General features: G+C 74.7%; 18 protein-coding genes. 9 read left to right on the top strand and 9 right to left on the bottom strand.

Annotated elements, in window-relative coordinates; all coding sequences use genetic code 11:
• The 6 genes from VER05_RS02380 to VER05_RS02355 form a co-directional block, all read right to left on the bottom strand.
• On the bottom strand, window positions 1-1,111 hold a 1,111-nt coding region (locus VER05_RS02380; RefSeq protein ID WP_324843799.1), incomplete at its 3' end, for a glycosyltransferase family 4 protein.
• A 165-nt stretch (window positions 1,112-1,276) separates the two neighbouring features.
• On the bottom strand, window positions 1,277-1,963 hold the full coding sequence (locus VER05_RS02375) for a YesL family protein (RefSeq protein WP_324843798.1): 687 nt from the start codon (window positions 1,961-1,963) through the stop codon (window positions 1,277-1,279).
• Entirely contained in the window at window positions 1,960-3,435 is a 1,476-nt protein-coding gene (locus VER05_RS02370; RefSeq protein WP_324843797.1) for an arabinan endo-1,5-alpha-L-arabinosidase, read from the bottom strand. Before VER05_RS02370 ends, VER05_RS02375 begins: the two co-directional genes overlap by 4 nt.
• Complete coding sequence (locus VER05_RS02365; protein WP_324843796.1) at window positions 3,432-4,292, bottom strand: carbohydrate ABC transporter permease; 861 nt, start codon at window positions 4,290-4,292, stop codon at window positions 3,432-3,434. The genes VER05_RS02370 and VER05_RS02365 overlap by 4 nt, the downstream gene beginning before the upstream one ends.
• Before the next feature lie 17 nt (window positions 4,293-4,309).
• Window positions 4,310-5,299, bottom strand: coding sequence for a sugar ABC transporter permease (locus tag VER05_RS02360; protein WP_324843795.1), 990 nt, complete (start codon window positions 5,297-5,299; stop codon window positions 4,310-4,312).
• 93 nt (window positions 5,300-5,392) lie between these two features.
• Window positions 5,393-6,748, bottom strand: coding sequence for a sugar ABC transporter substrate-binding protein (locus VER05_RS02355; RefSeq protein ID WP_324843794.1), 1,356 nt, complete (start codon window positions 6,746-6,748; stop codon window positions 5,393-5,395).
• A gap of 306 nt (window positions 6,749-7,054) precedes the next feature.
• On the opposite strand from VER05_RS02355, the gene VER05_RS02350 reads away from it, so the two are divergent.
• Both VER05_RS02350 and VER05_RS02345 read left to right on the top strand, forming a co-directional pair.
• Window positions 7,055-8,563, top strand: a complete 1,509-nt coding sequence (locus VER05_RS02350) for an alpha-N-arabinofuranosidase (RefSeq protein ID WP_324843793.1) — start codon at window positions 7,055-7,057, stop codon at window positions 8,561-8,563.
• Complete coding sequence (locus VER05_RS02345; protein ID WP_324843792.1) at window positions 8,556-9,635, top strand: arabinan endo-1,5-alpha-L-arabinosidase; 1,080 nt, start codon at window positions 8,556-8,558, stop codon at window positions 9,633-9,635. The genes VER05_RS02350 and VER05_RS02345 overlap by 8 nt, the downstream gene beginning before the upstream one ends.
• Before the next feature lie 107 nt (window positions 9,636-9,742).
• Here VER05_RS02345 and VER05_RS02340 read toward each other — a convergent pair whose 3' ends face one another.
• Both VER05_RS02340 and VER05_RS02335 read right to left on the bottom strand, forming a co-directional pair.
• Window positions 9,743-10,306: a GNAT family N-acetyltransferase gene (locus tag VER05_RS02340; RefSeq protein ID WP_324843791.1), complete on the bottom strand. Its 564-nt coding sequence runs from the start codon at window positions 10,304-10,306 to the stop codon at window positions 9,743-9,745.
• A complete protein-coding gene (locus tag VER05_RS02335) occupies window positions 10,303-11,139 on the bottom strand; it encodes an HAD-IB family hydrolase (protein ID WP_324843790.1) in 837 nt (278 codons plus the stop codon). The genes VER05_RS02340 and VER05_RS02335 overlap by 4 nt, the downstream gene beginning before the upstream one ends.
• A gap of 34 nt (window positions 11,140-11,173) precedes the next feature.
• On the opposite strand from VER05_RS02335, the gene VER05_RS02330 reads away from it, so the two are divergent.
• Both VER05_RS02330 and VER05_RS02325 read left to right on the top strand, forming a co-directional pair.
• Complete coding sequence (locus tag VER05_RS02330) at window positions 11,174-11,464, top strand: glutaredoxin family protein (protein WP_324843789.1); 291 nt, start codon at window positions 11,174-11,176, stop codon at window positions 11,462-11,464.
• 9 nt (window positions 11,465-11,473) lie between these two features.
• The gene (locus VER05_RS02325; protein WP_324843788.1) at window positions 11,474-12,190 is read left to right on the top strand and encodes a redox-sensing transcriptional repressor Rex; all 717 of its coding nucleotides are present in this window, start codon (window positions 11,474-11,476) and stop codon (window positions 12,188-12,190) included.
• Between the two features lie 255 nt (window positions 12,191-12,445).
• Here the strand turns inward: VER05_RS02325 and VER05_RS02320 are convergent, their stop codons facing one another.
• Window positions 12,446-13,003: a YceI family protein gene (locus VER05_RS02320; protein WP_324843787.1), complete on the bottom strand. Its 558-nt coding sequence runs from the start codon at window positions 13,001-13,003 to the stop codon at window positions 12,446-12,448.
• A 136-nt stretch (window positions 13,004-13,139) separates the two neighbouring features.
• Between VER05_RS02320 and VER05_RS02315 the strand changes: the two genes are divergently transcribed.
• The 5 genes from VER05_RS02315 to resB all read left to right on the top strand — a co-directional run.
• On the top strand, window positions 13,140-13,685 hold the full coding sequence (locus tag VER05_RS02315) for a MarR family winged helix-turn-helix transcriptional regulator (RefSeq protein WP_324843786.1): 546 nt from the start codon (window positions 13,140-13,142) through the stop codon (window positions 13,683-13,685).
• 63 nt (window positions 13,686-13,748) lie between these two features.
• A complete protein-coding gene (locus VER05_RS02310) occupies window positions 13,749-14,405 on the top strand; it encodes a histidine phosphatase family protein (protein ID WP_324843785.1) in 657 nt (218 codons plus the stop codon).
• Window positions 14,402-15,010: a TlpA disulfide reductase family protein gene (locus VER05_RS02305; RefSeq protein WP_324843784.1), complete on the top strand. Its 609-nt coding sequence runs from the start codon at window positions 14,402-14,404 to the stop codon at window positions 15,008-15,010. Before VER05_RS02310 ends, VER05_RS02305 begins: the two co-directional genes overlap by 4 nt.
• Window positions 15,010-15,894, top strand: coding sequence for a cytochrome c biogenesis CcdA family protein (locus VER05_RS02300; protein ID WP_324843783.1), 885 nt, complete (start codon window positions 15,010-15,012; stop codon window positions 15,892-15,894). Before VER05_RS02305 ends, VER05_RS02300 begins: the two co-directional genes overlap by 1 nt.
• Before the next feature lies 1 nt (window position 15,895).
• A partial coding sequence (gene resB, locus VER05_RS02295) for a cytochrome c biogenesis protein ResB (RefSeq protein WP_324843782.1) occupies window positions 15,896-17,563 on the top strand: 1,668 nt, incomplete at its 3' end.

Here is a 17,563-nt window from a genome sequence, read left to right as displayed (position 1 = left end):
CCGCGGGCGGGACCATCCGGGCGTCCACGCCGTCCGTGCAGAAGTCGTCGTAGCCGCTGCCGGTCGTGACGACCACCGCGCCGCCGATCGCCTTGGCCTCCAGCGCGGCGTTGCCGAAGCCCTCCCACCGCGACGGGCACGTCGTCACCGCCGCCGCGCGGACCGCCCGGTAGAGGCTGTCGTCGTCCACGTGCCCGAGCCAGGTGACCCGGTCGCGCGCCTCGGGGGGCAGCGCCGCGAGCAGGGTGGGCCGGTCCGGCTCGAACCGCCGGTCGCCGCTCGCGCCGGCGAGCACCAGCCGCGCCGTCGGGTGCCGGCGCGCGACCTCGGCGAACGCCGCGAACGCGTCCGTGACCCCCTTGCGCCGCTCGAGCCGCCCGAGGAACAGCACGACGGGCGCGCCGTCGTCGGGCCAGCCGGCGGGCAGCCCCGCGGACCCGGCTGCCCGGCGCACGTGCGCCACGTCGATGCAGTTCCGGACCACGCGCGCGGGAGGCAGGGCGTCGAACGCCCTCTCGGTCCACCGCTGCATCGCCCGGGAGATCGGCACCAGCCCCGCCGAGCGCCGCACCTGTCGGTCCTCGAGCCGGCCCTGCACCGCGACCACCGCGCCGCCGCGCGGCCCGAACGACCGCGGCGTGAAGCCGGCCACCTCGTTCGCGAGGCGGGTGCTGGTCGCCAGGTTGGTCAGCAGGGGGGCGCCCGCCGGCAGCGCGACGCCGAGCGCCGCCCACTCGGGGAGGAACACCCGGTCGTACGCGCCGTCGCGGTGCACCCGGCGGACGGCGGCGGCCCGGGCGAGCAGCGCGGGCACGCGGGTGCGCGGCGGGCGGACGTGGCCGACCAGCCGGACCCCGCCGAGGTCGGCGTCGGGAAGCAGCGGCCCGTCGGCGAGCACCAGCAGGTCGACCGCCGCACCCTGCCGCACCAGCGCGGGCAGCAGGGAGGCGTAGTGCCGCCCGATGCCGCCGGTGTACGGGGTGAGCCCGGCGTACTCGGTCGTGGCGACCAGCCACCGCCCGCGCGCCGGGCGTCGGCCGGGCTCGGCGGGACTCGCCGGGGTGCTCCCGGTCGCGCTCTCGGGGGTGCTGGCGTGCAGGTCGGAGGCCACGCCCCATGCTCGCCGACCGCGCCGCGCCCCGCCCGTCGACCGCCCGGCCGCCCACTCCCGTCGACCGTTCCCGCCCCCGACAGTGGGGATGAGTGGAACGTTCTGCCCGACACGCGCCGGGCGTGTCGGGCAGAACGTTCCACTCGAGGGGCGGGACCGCGGGGGTCAGCGCCCGGTGGCGTCGATGGCGTCCAGGCGGCGGTCCACGAGGACGCCCGTGAGCAGCACCCCGGCCGCGACGCCGACCAGCGGGACCAGGACCGTGAGGTGCCACCCCGCGAACGCCAGCGCGCCCAGCGTCACCAGGACCGCCACCGCGGTCCCGGGGGAGGTCGGCGGGGCGAGCAGCAGGAACCGCCAGGTGCGGCCGAACGGCTCGTCGTAGCGCCGCAGCACCGCGAGGAACCACGCGCCGACGACCAGGAGCCCGGCGCCCAGCGCGAGCAGCCCCGCGGCGGCCACGGCGGCCGGCCCGGTCGACCCGGTGGCCGACGCGAGCACCGGGAGCGCCAGCGCGTCCGCGACGAGCACCGCGCCCACGACCAGCAGGGGCCAGCCCAGCCGGTTCGCGCGGCGGAACCCGGCCCGGTACTCCGCCCAGAACGCGCGCCACACCGACTCGGGCGGCTCGCCCGCGGCGACGGCCCCCAGCACCGTCGCCGCCGCGGCGAGCGCGGGCAGCACGCCGAGGACGACGCCGCCGAGCAGCGTCCCGAGCAGGGCCAGGACGTTCACCGCGACGAGCCGGGCCGCGACGCGCAGCCAGCGCATCACCGCCCCGGCCCAGCCGCCGACGTCCTCGCCGCCCTCGTGCACGGGCACCCGCCGCCGGGCCTCCGGCACGGCGCTCACCGGGCCGGCTCCGGGTCCGCCGGGCCCGCGCCCGCGCGAGCCGCGCCCGCGCCCGCCCCCGCCGGCTCCACCAGCGTGCCCACGGTGACCACGCCGGTCCCCGTGTCGAGCGCCGCGCCGGCGAGCGTCGCCCGCCCGCGCACCGCGTCCCACGCCGGGAACACCACGGCCTCGACCGCGCCCGCCGCGCCGGACCCCCCGTCCCACGCGAACCGCCCGCGCCCCAGCGCCACGGCCCCGGGCGGCCCGTCGGCCTCGACCACCCGGGACGCCGACGCCGCGAACGCGTCCCCGCGCGCGAACGTCACCACCTCCCAGGTCCCGGCGAGCTCGGCGACGGAGGCGGGCCACGCCGCCTCGTCGTCGTGCTCCCGCCCCGGGCCGGCCCACGGCTGCGGCGACACCAGCGGCCAACCGCCCGCGGTCCACGCCAGCCGCCGGACCTGCACCTCGTGCTGGGTCGGGTCGTCGGCGTCGCGCACGTGGTGCACCAGCAGCTGCCGCGCGGAGCCCCCGGGCAGCGGCTCGGTGAGCACGGACGCGTGCCCGGGCGCGAGCCAGCCCCGCCCGCCGGCCAGCCGGTGCCCGGCCAGCACGGTGCTGCCGACCGGGTCGGCCTCGACGTCGGTCGCGGACCGCCCGCGCACGTCGGCGTACGGCCCGGTGACGGACGGCCCGGCCACGACCCGCAGGTGGTAGGTGCCGAACAGCGAGTCGAACGACGTGAGCAGCGCGTACCCGCCGTCCGGCCGGGGGAGCACGAACGCCCCCTCGACCGCGGCCTCGACGGCGTGCGGGCGCCGCGCGAGCAGCAGGCCCGGCCCCGGGCGCGGCCGGCCGCCCGAGCCGAGCACGAACCCGGTCGCGGGGTCGATCCCGAGCGCGTGGATGCCGCCGAAGAACGACCCGTAGACCAGCCAGTGCCGGCCCTGGGCGTCGACCACCGCGTTGGCGTCGATCGCGTTCGGCCCGTCGACGTCGTGCCGGCTGGTGACGACCAGCCCGCGGTCGGTCCACGGCCCCGCGGGGTGCGGTGCGGTCGCGAGCCCGATCGCCGAGGTGCGGGACCCGAAGCTCGACGCGGAGTAGTACATCCGCCACCGCCCGTCGTCCGGCACCGCGACCTCGTCGGGCACCCGGACCACGTCCGGCGCCCACAGCCCCTCGGCGCCGGTCCACGCCGCCGCCTCCGCCGGCACGCCGTCCAGCGCCCAGCCGTGGAAGGTCCACGTGACGAGGTCGTCGGACCGGCGCACCTGGACCCCGGCGCGGGGCAGCGGCCCCGCACCGGACGCGTCCGTGGAGAACAGCCAGTAGGTGCCGTCGTCGTCGCGCACCGCGGTCGGGTCGTGCGCGTGCCGCGCGCCCCAGCCCGCGGCCGCCTCGAGCGCGGCGTCCCCGGGCGCGGCAGCCCCCGGTGCGGCGTCCGCCGCCGGCACCGCGACCGCCGCGGCCGGCTCCGTCAGCGTCATCCCTTCGCCCCCGTCAGCGCGACCGACTCGATGATCTGCCGCTGGAAGATCAGGAAAACGACCAGGATCGGCAGCAGCGCCACGAACGATGCCGCCATGATCAGCGGGTAGTCCCGCTGCGTGGCGTACTCGACGTTGAGGTTGGCGATGACCACCTGCAGCGTCTGCTTGGACTCGGTGTTCAGGTAGAGGATCGGCGCGAGGTAGTCGTTCCAGATCGTCATGAACCAGAGGATGAACTGCGCGGCGATGGCCGGGCGGATGAGCGGGAAGATCATCTTCCGGAACACCTGCAGGTAGGACGCCCCGTCGATCTTCGCGGCCTCGACCATGGAGTCGGGCACGCTCGACAGGTACTGCCGCAGGAAGAAGATCATCACGATGTTGCCGAACAGCAGCGGCACGATCAGCGGCAGCAGGGTGTCGACCCAGCCGATCTTCGAGAACATCACGAACTGCGGGATCATCAGCGTCGGGAACGGGATCATCAGCCCCGTCAGCAGGCCGAGGAAGATCGCGTTCTTGAACGGCAGCCGCATCTTCGCGAGCGCGAACGCGGCGAGCGACGAGGTGATCGACCCGACGATCGTCACGGTGCCCGCGACGATGATGCTGTTCTTGAAGCCGGACAGGATCGGCGCCTCGGTCCACATCCGCACGAACGTGTCCCACTGCGGGGACTCGGGGATCCAGACCGGCGGCAGCGCGAACACCTCGGCCTTGGTCTTGAGCGCGGTGGTGGCCATCCACAGCAGCGGCGCGATCATCACGACCGCGCCCAGGGCGAGCACGACGAACAGGATCGTGTTGACCACGCGGTTCTGGGCGGTGATGCCCATCGGCGTCTTGCGACTCATGGAAGCTCAGAGCCCCTTCAGTCGATGCTGAACGAGTTGCGCCGGTTGAGGCGGAACTGGATGAGGGTGACGACGAAGACGATCAGCCCGAGCACGACGGCCATCGCCGTGGCGTAGCCCATCTGCTGGTACTTGAACGCCTTGCGGACGATGTAGTAGACGATCGACGCGGAGCTGAACTCGGGCCCGCCGGTCGGCGTCATGATGTTGATCTCGGTGAAGATCTGCGACCCCGCGATGACGTTGGTGACGACCAGGAAGAACGTCACCGGGCGCACCATCGGCAGCGTGATCCACCGGAACCGGTGGTAGCCGTTCGCGCCGTCCAGCGAGGCGGCCTCGTACAGCGAGCGGGGGACGGACTGGATGGCCGCCAGGTACAGCAGCATCGAGTACCCGAGGCCCTTCCAGACGGCCATGATGATGATCGCCGGCTTCACGGTGGCGGTGTTCTGCAGCCAGTCGGGGCCGTCGATCCCGAACCAGGACAGCACCTGGTTCACCAGGCCGAAGTCGCCGTTGTAGGCGAACTGCCAGACGATCGCGATGGCGGCCAGGGACGAGATCACCGGCACGTAGTAGATGGTGCGGAACGCGGTCTGCCCGGGGATCTTCCGGTTCAGCGCGATGGCGAGCAGCAGCGCCAGCACCAGGCCGATCGGGATGCCGATCATGTAGAACGCGGTGTTCCACAGCGTCTTGCGGAAGTACTCGTCGCCGAGCAGGGCGACGTAGTTGTCGAGGCCGATGAACTGCGGCGCCGTCAGGCCGTTCCACCGGGTCAGCGACGCGTACAGCGCGTAGCCCAGCGGGTACAGCGTGAAGACGAGGAACCCGATCACCGGGGCGGCGACGAACGCGGCGGCCCAGCGGTGCTCGGTGCGGTGCAGGCGGCGCATCGCCTGCCGGGCGTGCAGCGCGGAGCCGCGGTCGTCGCCGTCGGGCGGGACGATGCCGGCGGCCGGCGCGGCGGGGACGGGGGTGGGCTCAGCGGTGGTCCGTGACATCCCGGTGCTCCTTCACGAGGGCGGCCCCGCCGCGCCGGGTCCGCCCGGGGAGGGGCGGCGCGCCGGCGCGGCGGGGGAGCGGGGGTGGGGTGGTCAGGCCCCGCCGGCCATCTCGGCGTTGGCGTTGGACTCGTCGAGCAGCGCCTGCATCTTGGGCTGCACCTCGGCGAGGTAGTCCGCGGCGGTCTGCTTGCCGTCGAGCACGGGCTGGATGTTCACCCAGAGCTCGTCGTACCACTCGGCGCCGTAGGTGAAGGAGGCGGGCATGGCGCGGCCGTAGTCCTGCACGATGTCGAGGAACTCCTGGCGGTTGGCCGGCTTGGCGTCGGCGGCGCCGGCCCACTCCTCGGCCACGTCGATCAGGTTCGGGATCTGCACGTTCGCGTCGACCAGCGTCTGCTGCGCGTCGGGGTCGGCGGACAGGTAGGTGGCGAGCTGCACCGCGGCGTCGGGGTTGTCCGACGTCGCGGAGACACCGATGCCGAGGGAGCCGACCCAGGTGGCCGACTCGCCGGTGGAGCCGGCGGGCCAGGGGATCAGGTCGTACTCGAAGTCGAGGTCGTTGTAGACGCTGACGTCCCACGGGCCGACCGGGAAGAAGCCGATCTCGCCGGCCATCCAGCGCTGGTAGGTGTCGAGGGTCGCGGCCTCGGAGGCGTTCGGGGTGACGCCGTCGACGGTGGTGAGGTCGGCGAAGTACTGCAGCGCCTCGGCGAACTCCGGGGTGTCGACCGTGACCTCGGTGCGGTCCTCGTTGGTCCAGTCGCCGCCGTTGCTCCACACCATCGACTGCAGGTTCCACTGCACGTTGAGGCCGGTGCCCCACTGGTCGACCGCGCCGTCGCCGTCGGTGTCCGTGGTCAGCTGCTTCGCGATGTCGCGGAACTCGTCGAGGCTGAGCGGGACGTCCGGGTCGGGCAGCGGGATGCCCGCGGCCTCGAGCATCGTCTTGTTGTAGCCGAACGCGAACGGGCCGACGTCCTTGGGCAGGCCGTACAGCCGGCCCTCGGGGGTGCCCTGCAGCGTGCCGTCGAACCGGTAGGAGTCGACGCCGTACTCCCAGATGTTGTCGAGGTCGACGCCGGCCTCCTCCACCTGGTCGGTGATGTCCAGGAGCACGCCGGACGCCACGTAGGACTGCAGGTTGGCCTGCTCGATGTAGAACACGTCGGGCACCTTGTTGCCCGAGACCGCCGCCTGGAGCTTGGTGGCGTACTGGTCGGCGTCGGTCACGGTCATCTGGACCTCGACGCCGGTGTCCTCGGTGAACTTGTCGATCGCGGCCTGGTACGCCGCCTTCTCGTCCGCGCCGCCGCGGAACATGAACGTCAGGCTGTCTCCGCCGCCGGAGCCGCCGCCGTCGTCGCTTCCGCCGCCGGAGCCGCACGCCGTCAGGGCGAGCGCCCCGGCGAGGGCCAGGGCCGCCGCCCGCAGGGTCTTGGTGGTCATCGCGCCGTTGCCTCCACTCGTGGACCGGCGAGGCCGAGCGCGCGCCGGTCGGCCGTCGGTGGCGGACCGGGGTGACGAGGGCGGCTCTGACCTCGGGTTCTACATCGTTGCACTACAACGTTGGAGAGAGTGGCACGGGTCACGCCGGACGGTCAAGTAACGGTCTGGTCACGGTCGCGGGCCGGGCGGTGACCCGGCGGCGACCCGGCGCCGGCCCGCGGCGGCCCGGTGGTTGACGCGGTTCGCGGCGGCGGGCACGATCGCTCCTACAACGATGGAGAACGTCAGCGAAGGAGCTGCGCACGCATGACCACCGTCACCCTCACCATCGACCCCGCGTTCCGCGTCGGACCGGTCCGCCGCCGGACCTTCGGCGCGTTCGTGGAGCACCTCGGCCGCTGCGTCTACACCGGCATCCACGACCCGGAGCACCCGACCGCCGACGCGGACGGGTTCCGCGGCGACGTCATCGGCCTGACCAGGGAGCTCGGGGTGTCGACGGTCCGCTACCCGGGCGGCAACTTCGTGTCCGGCTACCGGTGGGAGGACGGCGTCGGCCCGCGCGACCAGCGGCCCCGCCGGCTCGACCTGGCCTGGCACTCCACCGAGCCGAACCTGGTCGGCGTCGACGAGTTCATGCGCTGGACGAAGGCCTCCGGCACCGAGGCGATGATGGCCGTCAACCTCGGCACCCGCGGCGTCCAGGAGGCGCTCGACCTGCTGGAGTACTGCAACGTGAAGGGCGGCACCGCGCTGTCCGACCAGCGGCGGGCCAACGGCGCGCCCGAGCCCTACGACATCAAGCTCTGGTGCCTGGGCAACGAGATGGACGGCCCGTGGCAGATCGGGCACAAGACCGCCCACGAGTACGGCCGGCTCGCCGCCGAGACCGCCCGCGCCATGCGGATGATCCAGCCCGACCTCGAGCTCGTCGCCTGCGGCTCGTCCGGCGTGCCGATCCCGACGTTCGGGCAGTGGGAGCAGACCGTGCTCTCCGAGACCTACGAGTACGTCGACATGATCTCGGCGCACGCGTACTACGCCGAGGAGGACGGCGACCTCGGGTCGTTCCTGGCCTCCGCCGTGGACATGGACCACTTCATCGACTCGGTGACCGCGGTGGCGGACGGCGTCCGGGCGCACAAGAAGGTCGCCAAGCGGATCCAGATCTCGTTCGACGAGTGGAACGTCTGGTACCAGAAGCGCGCCGAGTCGGTGCCGCCGTCGGGCGACGACTGGCCCGTCGCGCCGGTGCTGCTCGAGGACAAGTACAACGTCGCCGACGCCGTGGTGGTGGGCAACCTGCTCATCTCGCTGCTCCGGCACACCGACCGGGTGCACTCGGCGTCGCTCGCCCAGCTGGTGAACGTGATCGCGCCGATCATGACCGAGCCCGGCGGCCGGATCTGGAAGCAGACGACCTTCCACCCGTTCGCGCAGGCGTCGCAGTACGCGGCCGGCGAGGTGCTGCAGGTCGCGATCGACGCCCCGACGTACGAGACCGCCAAGTTCGGCGACGCGCCGCTGGTCGACGCGGTGGCCACCCGGGACCCGGAGACCGGCGCGGTCGCGCTGTTCGCGGTCAACCGTTCGACCACGGAGACCGTCACGCTCGAGGTCGACACCCGGTCGATCCCCGGGCTGCGGGTGCTCGGCGCCACCAGCCTGTCGAACCCGGACCACACCTGGGTCGCCACCGCCGACGACGACACCGCGGTGCTGCCGCGGGACAACGGCACCGCGACGATCGACGGCGGGCGGCTCACCGTCCAGGTGCCGCCGGTGTCGTGGAACGTCGTCCGGCTCGGTGCCTGAGGGCGACGCCGCCGCCCGCGCACCCCGTCCCCGCCGCCGCGGCCTGCTGGTCGCGGCGGCGGTGGCGGCCGTCGCGCTCGTGGCGGCCGGGGGCGTGGCGGTCGCGACCCGCGCCGGGGCGGCGCCCGCGGCGACGGACGTCCCGGTGGCGGGCGACGTCGGCGTGCACGACCCCGCGCTGGTCGTCGGCGAGGGCGACGACCCCTGGTACGTCTACTCGACGGGCGACGAGCGGGAGAACGCCGGCGCGGTGCAGGTCCGCCGGTCCACCGACCGCGGCGCGACCTGGGAGTACCTCGGCACCGCGTGGGGCCCGTCCGACTCGCCGCGGTGGGCGCAGGAGGCGGTCCCCGGGGTCGTGAACTACTGGGCGCCGGAGCTCTACGAGCACGACGGCACCTGGTACCTCTACTACGCCGCGTCGACGTTCGGGTCGAACCGGTCGGTCATCGGCCTGCGCACCAGCCCGACGCTCGACCCCGACGACCCGGACTACGGCTGGGTGGACCGCGGCGAGGTGTGGCGGTCCGAGCCCACCGACGGCTACAACGCGATCGACCCCGGCATCGTCGAGGACGCCGACGGCACGCCCTGGATGGTGTTCGGGTCGTACTGGTCGGGGATCCAGGTGGTCGAGCTGGCCTGGCCGGACGGGCTGCCGGCGGCGGGTGCCGCGCCGGTCGGGCTGGCGAGCCGGCTGTCCGCGCCGCACGCCATCGAGGCGCCGTACGTCATGCCGCACGACGGCTGGTACTACCTGCTCGTGTCGCAGGACGCGTGCTGCCAGGGGACGGACTCGACGTACAAGATCGCGGTCGGCCGGTCCCAGGACGTCACCGGGCCGTACGTCACGCGGGACGGGACGGACCTGCTGCTCGACGGCGGGGACGTGCTGCTGGAGTCGGCCGGGGACCGGGTCGGCCCGGGCGGGCAGTCAGCGTCGCGCGGCGTGCTGGCGTACCACTACTACGACGCGGCGACGGGCGGGACCCCGACCCTGGGGCTGCGGGAGATCGCGTGGGACCCCGACGGCTGGCCGGTGCTGGCGACCGCGGACGAGCAGGCGGGCTGAGGGCCTGGGCGGCCCGCTCGGGCCCGTCCGACCCCGGAGTGGAACGTCGTGACCGACACGCCGACGGCGTGTCGGTCACGACGTTCCACTCGAGCGGGAGCGCGGGTCTAGAGGGCCTGGTGCAGGACCAGGTCGTGGTGCCGCTGGTCGCCGACCTGGAACGTGCGCTCGCCGACGACCTCGAACCCCGAGCGCCGGTAGAACGCCTGTGCGCGCAGGTTCTCGCCGTTGACCCCGAGCCACACCCCGGCGGCGTCCCGGGCGCGCGCGGCGTCGAGGCTCGCGGCCATCAGCGCGCCGGCCACCCCGCCGCCGTGCCGGCCGGGCAGCACGTAGCACTTGCTCAGCTCGACGGTCGGGCGGAGCGGGACGGCCGCGGCGACCTCGGCGGCGTACGGCTCGCCGGCGACCAGCATCGTGTAGCCGACCAGCTCGCCGTCGGCGTCGGCCACGAGCAGGTCGCGCGTCGGGTCGGCCAGGTACGCGGCGACGTGCTCCTCGGTGAGGTGCGCGGCGATGAACGCGGCGTGGTCCTCGGGCGTCGACGACGGCGGGCAGGCCAGCGGGAACGTGGCCGCGGCCAGGTCGGCGAGCGGGCCGGCCTCGTCGGCGCGGGCGCGGCGGATCGTCGGGGCGGCGTCCGGCGACCCGGCGGCCTCGGCGGCGGTCACCGGGCGCCCCAGCGCGACCGGATCGCCCGGCGCGCCGTCCGCACCACCAGCCCGAGCACCCACACGGACCCCGCGACGGTGGCGGCGTCCACCCCGCGGCGGGTGGCGTTCCGGCGGCCGCGGAACTCGCGCATCGGCCAGCCGACCTCCGCGGCGTGCTTGCGGAGCCGGCCGTCCGGGTTGATCGCGCACGGGAAGCCGACCTCGGACAGGATCGGCACGTCGTTGGTGGAGTCGCCGTACGCGAACGACCGCTCCAGGTCCAGGCCCTCGCGCTCGGCCAGCGCCCGGACCGCCTCGGCCTTCGCGCGGCCGTGCAGCAGGTCCCCGACCAGCCGGCCGGTGTAGAAGCCGTCCTTGTGCTCGGCGATCGTGCCGAGGGCGCCGGTCGCGCCGAGCCGGCGGGCGATGATGTCGGCGATCTCGACGGGCGTCGCCGTGACCAGCCACACCTCGTGCCCGGTGCGCAGGTGCTGGTCGAGCAGCCGCTGCGTGCCCGGGAAGATCCGGAGCGCGAGCACCTCGTCGTAGATGTCCTCGGCGATCGCGACCACCTCGGCGACCGAGCGGCCGTGCATGATCTCCAGCGCCCGCTGCCGGACCTCGTCGATCTGCTGCCGGTTCTCGCCGAAGGTCAGATAGCGGATCTGGTGCACCGCGAACCGGACGATGTCGGAGCGCTTGAAGAACCCGCGGCGGTACAGGCCGACGGCGAGGTGGAACGAGCTCGCGCCGCGGATGATGGTGTTGTCCACGTCGAAGAACGCGGCCACGCGGCCCGCGGGCGCCGTCGGCGCGGGCGCGCCGGTCAGGGGCTCGGTGGGCTCGGGCACGCCGCCACTGTAGTCATCGACCTAGGCTCGTGCCGTGCCGACCCCTCCCGCCGCGACCGAAGCCCGCGTGGTCCTGTACTCCCGCGCGGGCTGCCACCTGTGCGACGCCGCGCGCGACCTGGTCGCCGAGGTGGCCGCCGAGCGCGGCGTGCCGTGGGCCGAGGTGGACGTCGACGCGGGCGGCACCGCGCGCGACGGGCGCCCGCTCGCGGCGGCCTACGGGGAGCTGCTGCCGGTCGTCGAGGTGGACGGCGCGCGGGTCGGCTACTGGCAGATCGACCGCCACCGGCTCGTCGACGCCCTCGCGGCGGCCCCGCAGGCCTAGGCTGTCGCCGTGCGAGCCCTGCCGCCGACCACCGTCGCCCGCCTGCCGGGATACCTGCGCTCCCTCGGCGGCCTCGCCTCGGAGGGCGTCACCACCACGTCGTCCGACCAGCTCGCCGAGCTCGTCGGCGCCTCGCCCGCGCAGCTCCGCAAGGACCTGTCGTACCTGGGCGCGGGCGGCCGGCGCGGCGTCGGGTACGAGGTGGACCACCTGCGGCGGCAGATCGCGCAGGCCCTCGGCATGACCGAGGAGCGCCGCGTCGTCATCGTCGGCATCGGCAACCTGGGGCACGCCCTCGCCACCTACTCCGGCTTCGCGGACCGCGGGTTCGTGCTGGTCGGCCTGTTCGACACCGACCCGGCGCTGGTCGGCACCGAGGTCGGCGGCCACGTCGTGCAGCACGTCGACGGCCTGGAGCGCGTGGTCGAGGAGCAGGAGGCGAGCGTGGCGATCGTCGCGACGCCGGCGTCCGCCGCGCAGCCGACCACCGACCGGCTGGTGGCCGCGGGCGTGACCGGCGTGCTCAACTTCGCGCCGCGCACGGTGCGGGTGCCCGACGGGGTGGACGTCCGCGAGGTCGACCTCGGGTCGGAGCTGCAGATCCTGGGCTTCCACGCGCGCCAGCGCTCCGGCGCCGCGACCGAGCCGACCGCGCCGACCGCGACGGCGGAGGCCCCGGCCGCCGAGCCGGAGCCGCAGCCCGAGCCGGTCCCCGCCGCCGACTGACCCGCCGCGCGCGCGGTGCCGCGCCGCTCCGCGCCCGCCGAGTGCCTACGAAACGGGTCGAGTGCCTATCCCGCGGAGAGGCGCTCGACCCGTTTCCTGTCCCCTCGACGGTCGGCCGCCCGGCCCCCGGACGCACGAGAGGGCCCGGTCGACCGCGGCAGGGGGTGCGCGGTCGACCGGGCCCTCACGTGCGCCGCCCCCGACGTGCGCACCGAGTGGCGGCGCGCGCCGGGGGCGGCGGGTCGTGCGGGAGGCTCAGGCCTGCTTGATGGCCGAGACCTCGAGGTTGATGACGACCTTGTCGGACACCAGGACGCCGCCGGCCTCGAGGGCCGCGTTCCAGGTGATGCCGAACTCCTTGCGGGAGACGGTCACCGAGGCGGAGAAGCCCGCGCGCTGGTTGCCGAACGGGTCGGTGGCCGCGCCGCCGAACTCGGTGGCCAGCTCGACCGTCTTGGTCACGCCGTTGATGGTGAGCTCGCCGGTCACGACGTAGTCCTCGCCGTCCGCGGCGACCGAGGTCGAGGCGAAGGTCCACTCGCCGAACTTCTCCAGGTCGAAGAAGTCGGTCGAGCCCTTGAGGTGGCCGTCGCGGTTCGCGTCGCCGGTGGCGATGGTCGACGGGTCGAGGGACGCGGTCACGCCGGACAGCGTGAGGTCCTCGGCGACGGTGATGGTGCCGGAGGTCACCGCGACGGTGCCGCGGACCTTGGAGATGCCCGCGTGGCGGACGGTGAAGGACGCCTCGGTGTGCGAGGGGTCGATCGCCCAGGTGCCGGCGGTGAGGGCGGTGGGGAGCGTCGTGGTCGACATGGGTGCCTCCTGCGAAGTATTGGTTGAAGCATCAACTGCGGTTAGTTGAGATTTCTACTACAGTGGAGCTCGCTGCGCAAGGCCTGTGGGACGATCAGCCACCGACGTCACAGGGGGGCGCGGGAGGAGGACGGCGATGAGCACCACGACCACCGGGAGCGCGACCACCCGCGCACCGCGGGAGCACGACGAGGTCCGCTGGCTGACGGCGGACGAGCAGCGCGCCTGGCGCGCGTACCGGGACGGCACGGCCCGGCTGCTCGACGTGCTCGCGCACGAGCTGGAGCAGGACTCCGGGCTGTCCCTCGGCGAGTACGAGGTGCTGGTCCGGCTGTCCGAGGCGCCGCAGCGCACGCTCCGGATGTCGGAGCTGGCCGGCGAGCTCGCGCACTCGCGGAGCCGGCTCACGCACACCGTCCGCCGCATGGAGGCCGCCGGCCTGGTCGAGCGCGCCCCCTGCCTCGAGGACGCGCGCGGTGTGAACTGCACCATGACCGAGACCGGCTGGCGCCGGCTCGTGGACGCCGCCCCGTCGCACGTCGAGTCCGTGCGCGCGCACCTGGTCGACGTGCTCTCGCCGGCGCAGATGCAGGCCCTGGGCGACGCGATGGCCGCCGTCGGCGCCGCGCTGCAGGCCGGCTGCGCCCAGGTCGAGGCCGACGCGGAGGCCGCCGGGCGCTGATCCGGCGCGGCTCCGGGCCCCCGCGCGGTCCGACCACCCAGCCGGGTTTGCGAGACTGACCCCATGGTCGCCACCACCATCCACCTCATGCGGCACGGCGAGGTGCACAACCCCGAGGGCGTGCTCTACGGACGGCTCGACGGGTACCACCTGTCCGAGCGGGGCCGGGAGATGGCCGAGCGCGTCGCCGCGCACCTGGCCGGACGGCTCGACGGGCCGCGCCGCGACGTCACCGCGCTGTTCGCGTCGCCGCTGACCCGCGCGCAGGAGACGGTCGCCCCGATCGCCGAGGCGCTGGGCCTGCCCGTCACCACCGACGAGCGGCTGCTCGAGGCCGAGAACCGGTTCCAGGGTCTGACGTTCGGCGTCGGCGACGGCTCGCTGCGGCACCCGCGGCACTGGCCGCTGCTGGTCAACCCGTTCCGGCCGTCCTGGGGCGAGCCGTACCGGCAGCAGGTCGGCCGGATGCTCGCGGTCGTCGACGCCGCGCGCGAGGCCGCCCGCGGCCACGAGGCCGTGCTGGTCAGCCACCAGCTGCCGATCTGGGTCACCCGGCTCGCGCTGGAGGACCGCCGGCTGTGGCACGACCCGCGCCGCCGGCAGTGCTCGCTCGCGTCCCTGACCTCCCTGACCTACGAGGACGACCGCCTGGTGCGCATCGGCTACACCGAGCCCGCCGCCGACCTGCTGCCCGGCGCCTCGGCCGTGGCGGGCGCGTGACGACCCGCCGCCGCGCCGCCGCGGCCGCCGTCGCGCTCGGCGCCGCGCTCGCGCTCGCCGCGTGCTCCGGCGGCGGCGACGGCACCGGGTCGGACACCGACGTCGCGGACCAGGGCTACGTCTCCGGTGACGGCTCGTTCACCCAGTGGGCGGTCGCCGACCGGCAGGGCCCGGTCGAGGTCGCCGGCACGGACTACGCCGGGGACGCCGTCGACATCGCCGACTGGCGGGGCGACGTCGTCGTGCTCAACACCTGGTACGCGGCGTGCCCGCCGTGCCGGGAGGAGGCGCCCGACCTCGTCGACATCGCGAACGAGTACGCGGACGCCGGCGTGCACCTGCTCGGCATCAACGGGGTCGACGACGCCGGGGCGGCCGAGCCGTTCCAGCAGAACTTCGACGTGCCGTACCCGAGCATCGACGACCGGGACAAGCACGCCATCGCGGCGCTGCAGGGCATCGTGCCGATCCAGGCGACGCCGACCACGGTCGTGCTCGACCGGGACGGCAAGGTGGCCGCGCGGATCGTCGGCCTGGCCGAGGGCTCGACGCTGCGCGCGCTGATCGACGAGGTGCTCGCCGAGGACGGCGGGGGCTCCGCGTGATGCTCGCCGACGTCGGGGACTCGTTCGCGCACGCGGCCACCTCGGGCTCGCTGCTCGCGGCGGTCCCGGTCGCGCTGCTCGCGGGGCTGGTGTCCTTCGCGTCGCCGTGCGTCCTGCCGCTGGTCCCCGCCTACGTCGGCTACCTCGGCGGCATGTCCGCCGCCTCCGCCCCCGGGTCCGCCCGGGCGCCGCGGGTCCGGGCGGCGGCGGGCGGCGGCGCGGCCACGCTCGACCTCGCCGGCGCGCTGCCGGCCCAGCCCGCGCTGACCCGCCCGGCCGCCGCCCCCGCGGCGCCGTCCCGCGGCCGGCTCGTGCTCGGCGTCCTGCTGTTCGTCGCCGGCTTCACCGCGGTGTTCCTCGCCTACGGCTCGCTCGCCGGCTCGCTCGGCTCGTTCCTGCTGCGCTGGCAGGACCCGGTGTCCCGGGTGCTCGGGATCGGCGTGATCGTCATGGGCCTGGCGTTCCTCGGGCTCGTGCCGTTCCTGGAGCGGGACAGCCGCCGGGTGCTCGCGCCCCGCGCCGGGCTGTGGGGGGCGCCGGTGCTCGGCGTCACCTTCGGCATCGGCTGGACGCCGTGCATCGGCCCGACGCTCGCCGCGATCCTCCTGCTGTCCCTCGACGGCGGCTCCGCCGGCCGCGGCGCCCTGCTCGCCCTGGCGTTCTGCGTCGGGCTCGGGCTGCCGTTCGTGCTCGTCGCGCTCGGCCTCCAGCGCAGCCGCCGCGCCCTCGACTGGCTCGCGGCGCACCGGCTCGCGGTGATGCGCGTCGGCGGCGGCCTCCTGCTCCTGCTCGGTGTCGCGCTGGTCACCGGCCTCTGGTCCGCGTGGGCGGGCTGGCTCCAGGGCCTGCTCACCGGCGCCGACCCCTTCGTCCCGGCGGTGTGAGATGACGCGCGACCCCCAGACCACCGAGCCCTCGCCCCGCGGGTACACCCCCGAGGGGCTCGAGGACGCGTTCAGCGCCGGGCAGCAGCCGCCCGCCGGCGGCTCCGGCACGCCCGGCGGCGCGGGCGGTGCCGGCGGCTCGCCCCAGCTGCCCTCGCTCGGCGTCGTCGGCTGGCTGCGCTGGGCCTGGCGGCAGCTCACCTCGATGCGCGTCGCCCTGCTGCTGCTGATGCTGCTCGCCGTCGCCGCGGTGCCGGGCACCGTGTTCCCGCAGCGCGCCCAGGACCCGGACAAGGTCGCCACCTACCTGTCCGACCACCCCGACCTCGGCCCCCTGCTGGACCGGCTCGGGTTCTTCGGCGTGTACTCGTCCGTCTGGTTCTCGGCGATCTACCTGCTGCTGTTCGTGTCGCTGGTCGGCTGCATCCTGCCGCGCAGCCGGACGCACCTGCGGGCGATGCGCGGCCGGCCGCCGCGCGCCCCGCGCCGGTTCGACCGGTTCCCGGCCCAGGCGTCGACGGAGCTCGACGGCGCGCCGCAGGAGGTCGCCGAGCGCGCCGCCGCGGCCCTGGGCGGCCCGCGCTGGTGGCGCCGGTTCCGGGTCGACGTGCGCGACGAGGGCCGCGGCACGTGGAGCGTCGCCGCCGAGCGCGGCTACCTGCGCGAGACCGGCAACCTCGTGTTCCACCTCGCGCTGGTCGGCCTGCTGGTGTCGGTCGCGACCGGGCAGCTGCTGCACTACCGCGGCCAGGCGATCATCGTCGAGGGCCGGGCGTTCGCGAACACCCAGAGCGACTACGACACCTTCGAGTCCGGCTCCGGGTTCAGCGCCTCGTCGCTCGAGCCGTTCTCGATGCGGCTCGACTCGTTCGACTCGTCGTTCGACCCCGACACCCTGCAGTCCCGCGACTTCACCGCGCACGTGACCATCACCGAGCCGGGGTCCGACGGGGTCGAGCAGCAGATCAAGGTCAACCACCCGCTCGACGTCGCCGGCGCCAAGGTCTACCTCCAGGGGAACGGCTACGCGCCCCAGGTCACCGTGCGGGACCCCGACGGGAACGTGACGTACTCCGGCGCGGTGCCGTTCCTGCCGCAGGACACCGTCTACACCTCGCAGGGCGTCATCAAGGTGCCGGACGTCACCTCGGGGCCGCAGATCGGCCTGCAGGGCGTGCTGCTGCCGACCGCCGAGCAGGTGGCGGACGGCATCTACCGGTCCGCCGACCCGCAGCCGACCGACCCGCTGCTCGCCCTGGCGGTGTGGACCGGCGACCTCGGCCTGGACGACGGCATCCCGCAGAACGTCTACCAGCTGGACGAGACCGGGCTCACCCAGGCGGTGGACGCCGACGGCCTGCCCGTCACGCTCTACCTGCGGCCCGGCGAGACCGTCGACCTGCCCGACGGCCTCGGCACGCTGACCTTCGACGCCCTCCCGCGGTTCGTCGCCCTGGACCTGCGGCACGACCCGTCGCTCGCGTGGGTGCTGACCTTCGCGCTGCTGGCGTTCGCGGGGCTGGCGACCTCCCTGTTCGTGCCGCGCCGCCGCGTGTGGCTGCGGCTGCACCCGGGGGACGAAGGTCCCGGGTCAGGCCGTACAGTGGTCACCGCCGCCGCGCTGGCGCGCGGCGACGACGTGGGCCTGCAGGCGGAGCTCGACCGGGCG

The organism is Cellulomonas sp. (genome assembly GCF_035634735.1).
Taxonomy (GTDB): Bacteria; Actinomycetota; Actinomycetes; order Actinomycetales; family Cellulomonadaceae; genus Cellulomonas.
This window is presented reverse-complemented; position numbering and strand designations above follow the sequence as displayed.

Bases quoted from the DNA above. Each gene is read 5' to 3' on its own strand.
- VER05_RS02370 (WP_324843797.1), bottom strand. From the start codon at position 3,435: ATGACGCTGACGGAGCCGGCCGCGGCGGTCGCGGTGCCGGCGGCGGAC.
- VER05_RS02365 (WP_324843796.1), bottom strand. From the start codon at position 4,292: ATGAGTCGCAAGACGCCGATGGGCATCACCGCCCAGAACCGCGTGGTC.
- VER05_RS02360 (WP_324843795.1), bottom strand. From the start codon at position 5,299: ATGTCACGGACCACCGCTGAGCCCACCCCCGTCCCCGCCGCGCCGGCC.
- VER05_RS02355 (WP_324843794.1), bottom strand. From the start codon at position 6,748: ATGACCACCAAGACCCTGCGGGCGGCGGCCCTGGCCCTCGCCGGGGCG.
- VER05_RS02350 (WP_324843793.1), top strand. From the start codon at position 7,055: ATGACCACCGTCACCCTCACCATCGACCCCGCGTTCCGCGTCGGACCG.
- VER05_RS02320 (WP_324843787.1), bottom strand. From the start codon at position 13,003: ATGTCGACCACGACGCTCCCCACCGCCCTCACCGCCGGCACCTGGGCG.
- VER05_RS02315 (WP_324843786.1), top strand. From the start codon at position 13,140: ATGAGCACCACGACCACCGGGAGCGCGACCACCCGCGCACCGCGGGAG.
- VER05_RS02310 (WP_324843785.1), top strand. From the start codon at position 13,749: ATGGTCGCCACCACCATCCACCTCATGCGGCACGGCGAGGTGCACAAC.
- VER05_RS02300 (WP_324843783.1), top strand. From the start codon at position 15,010: ATGCTCGCCGACGTCGGGGACTCGTTCGCGCACGCGGCCACCTCGGGC.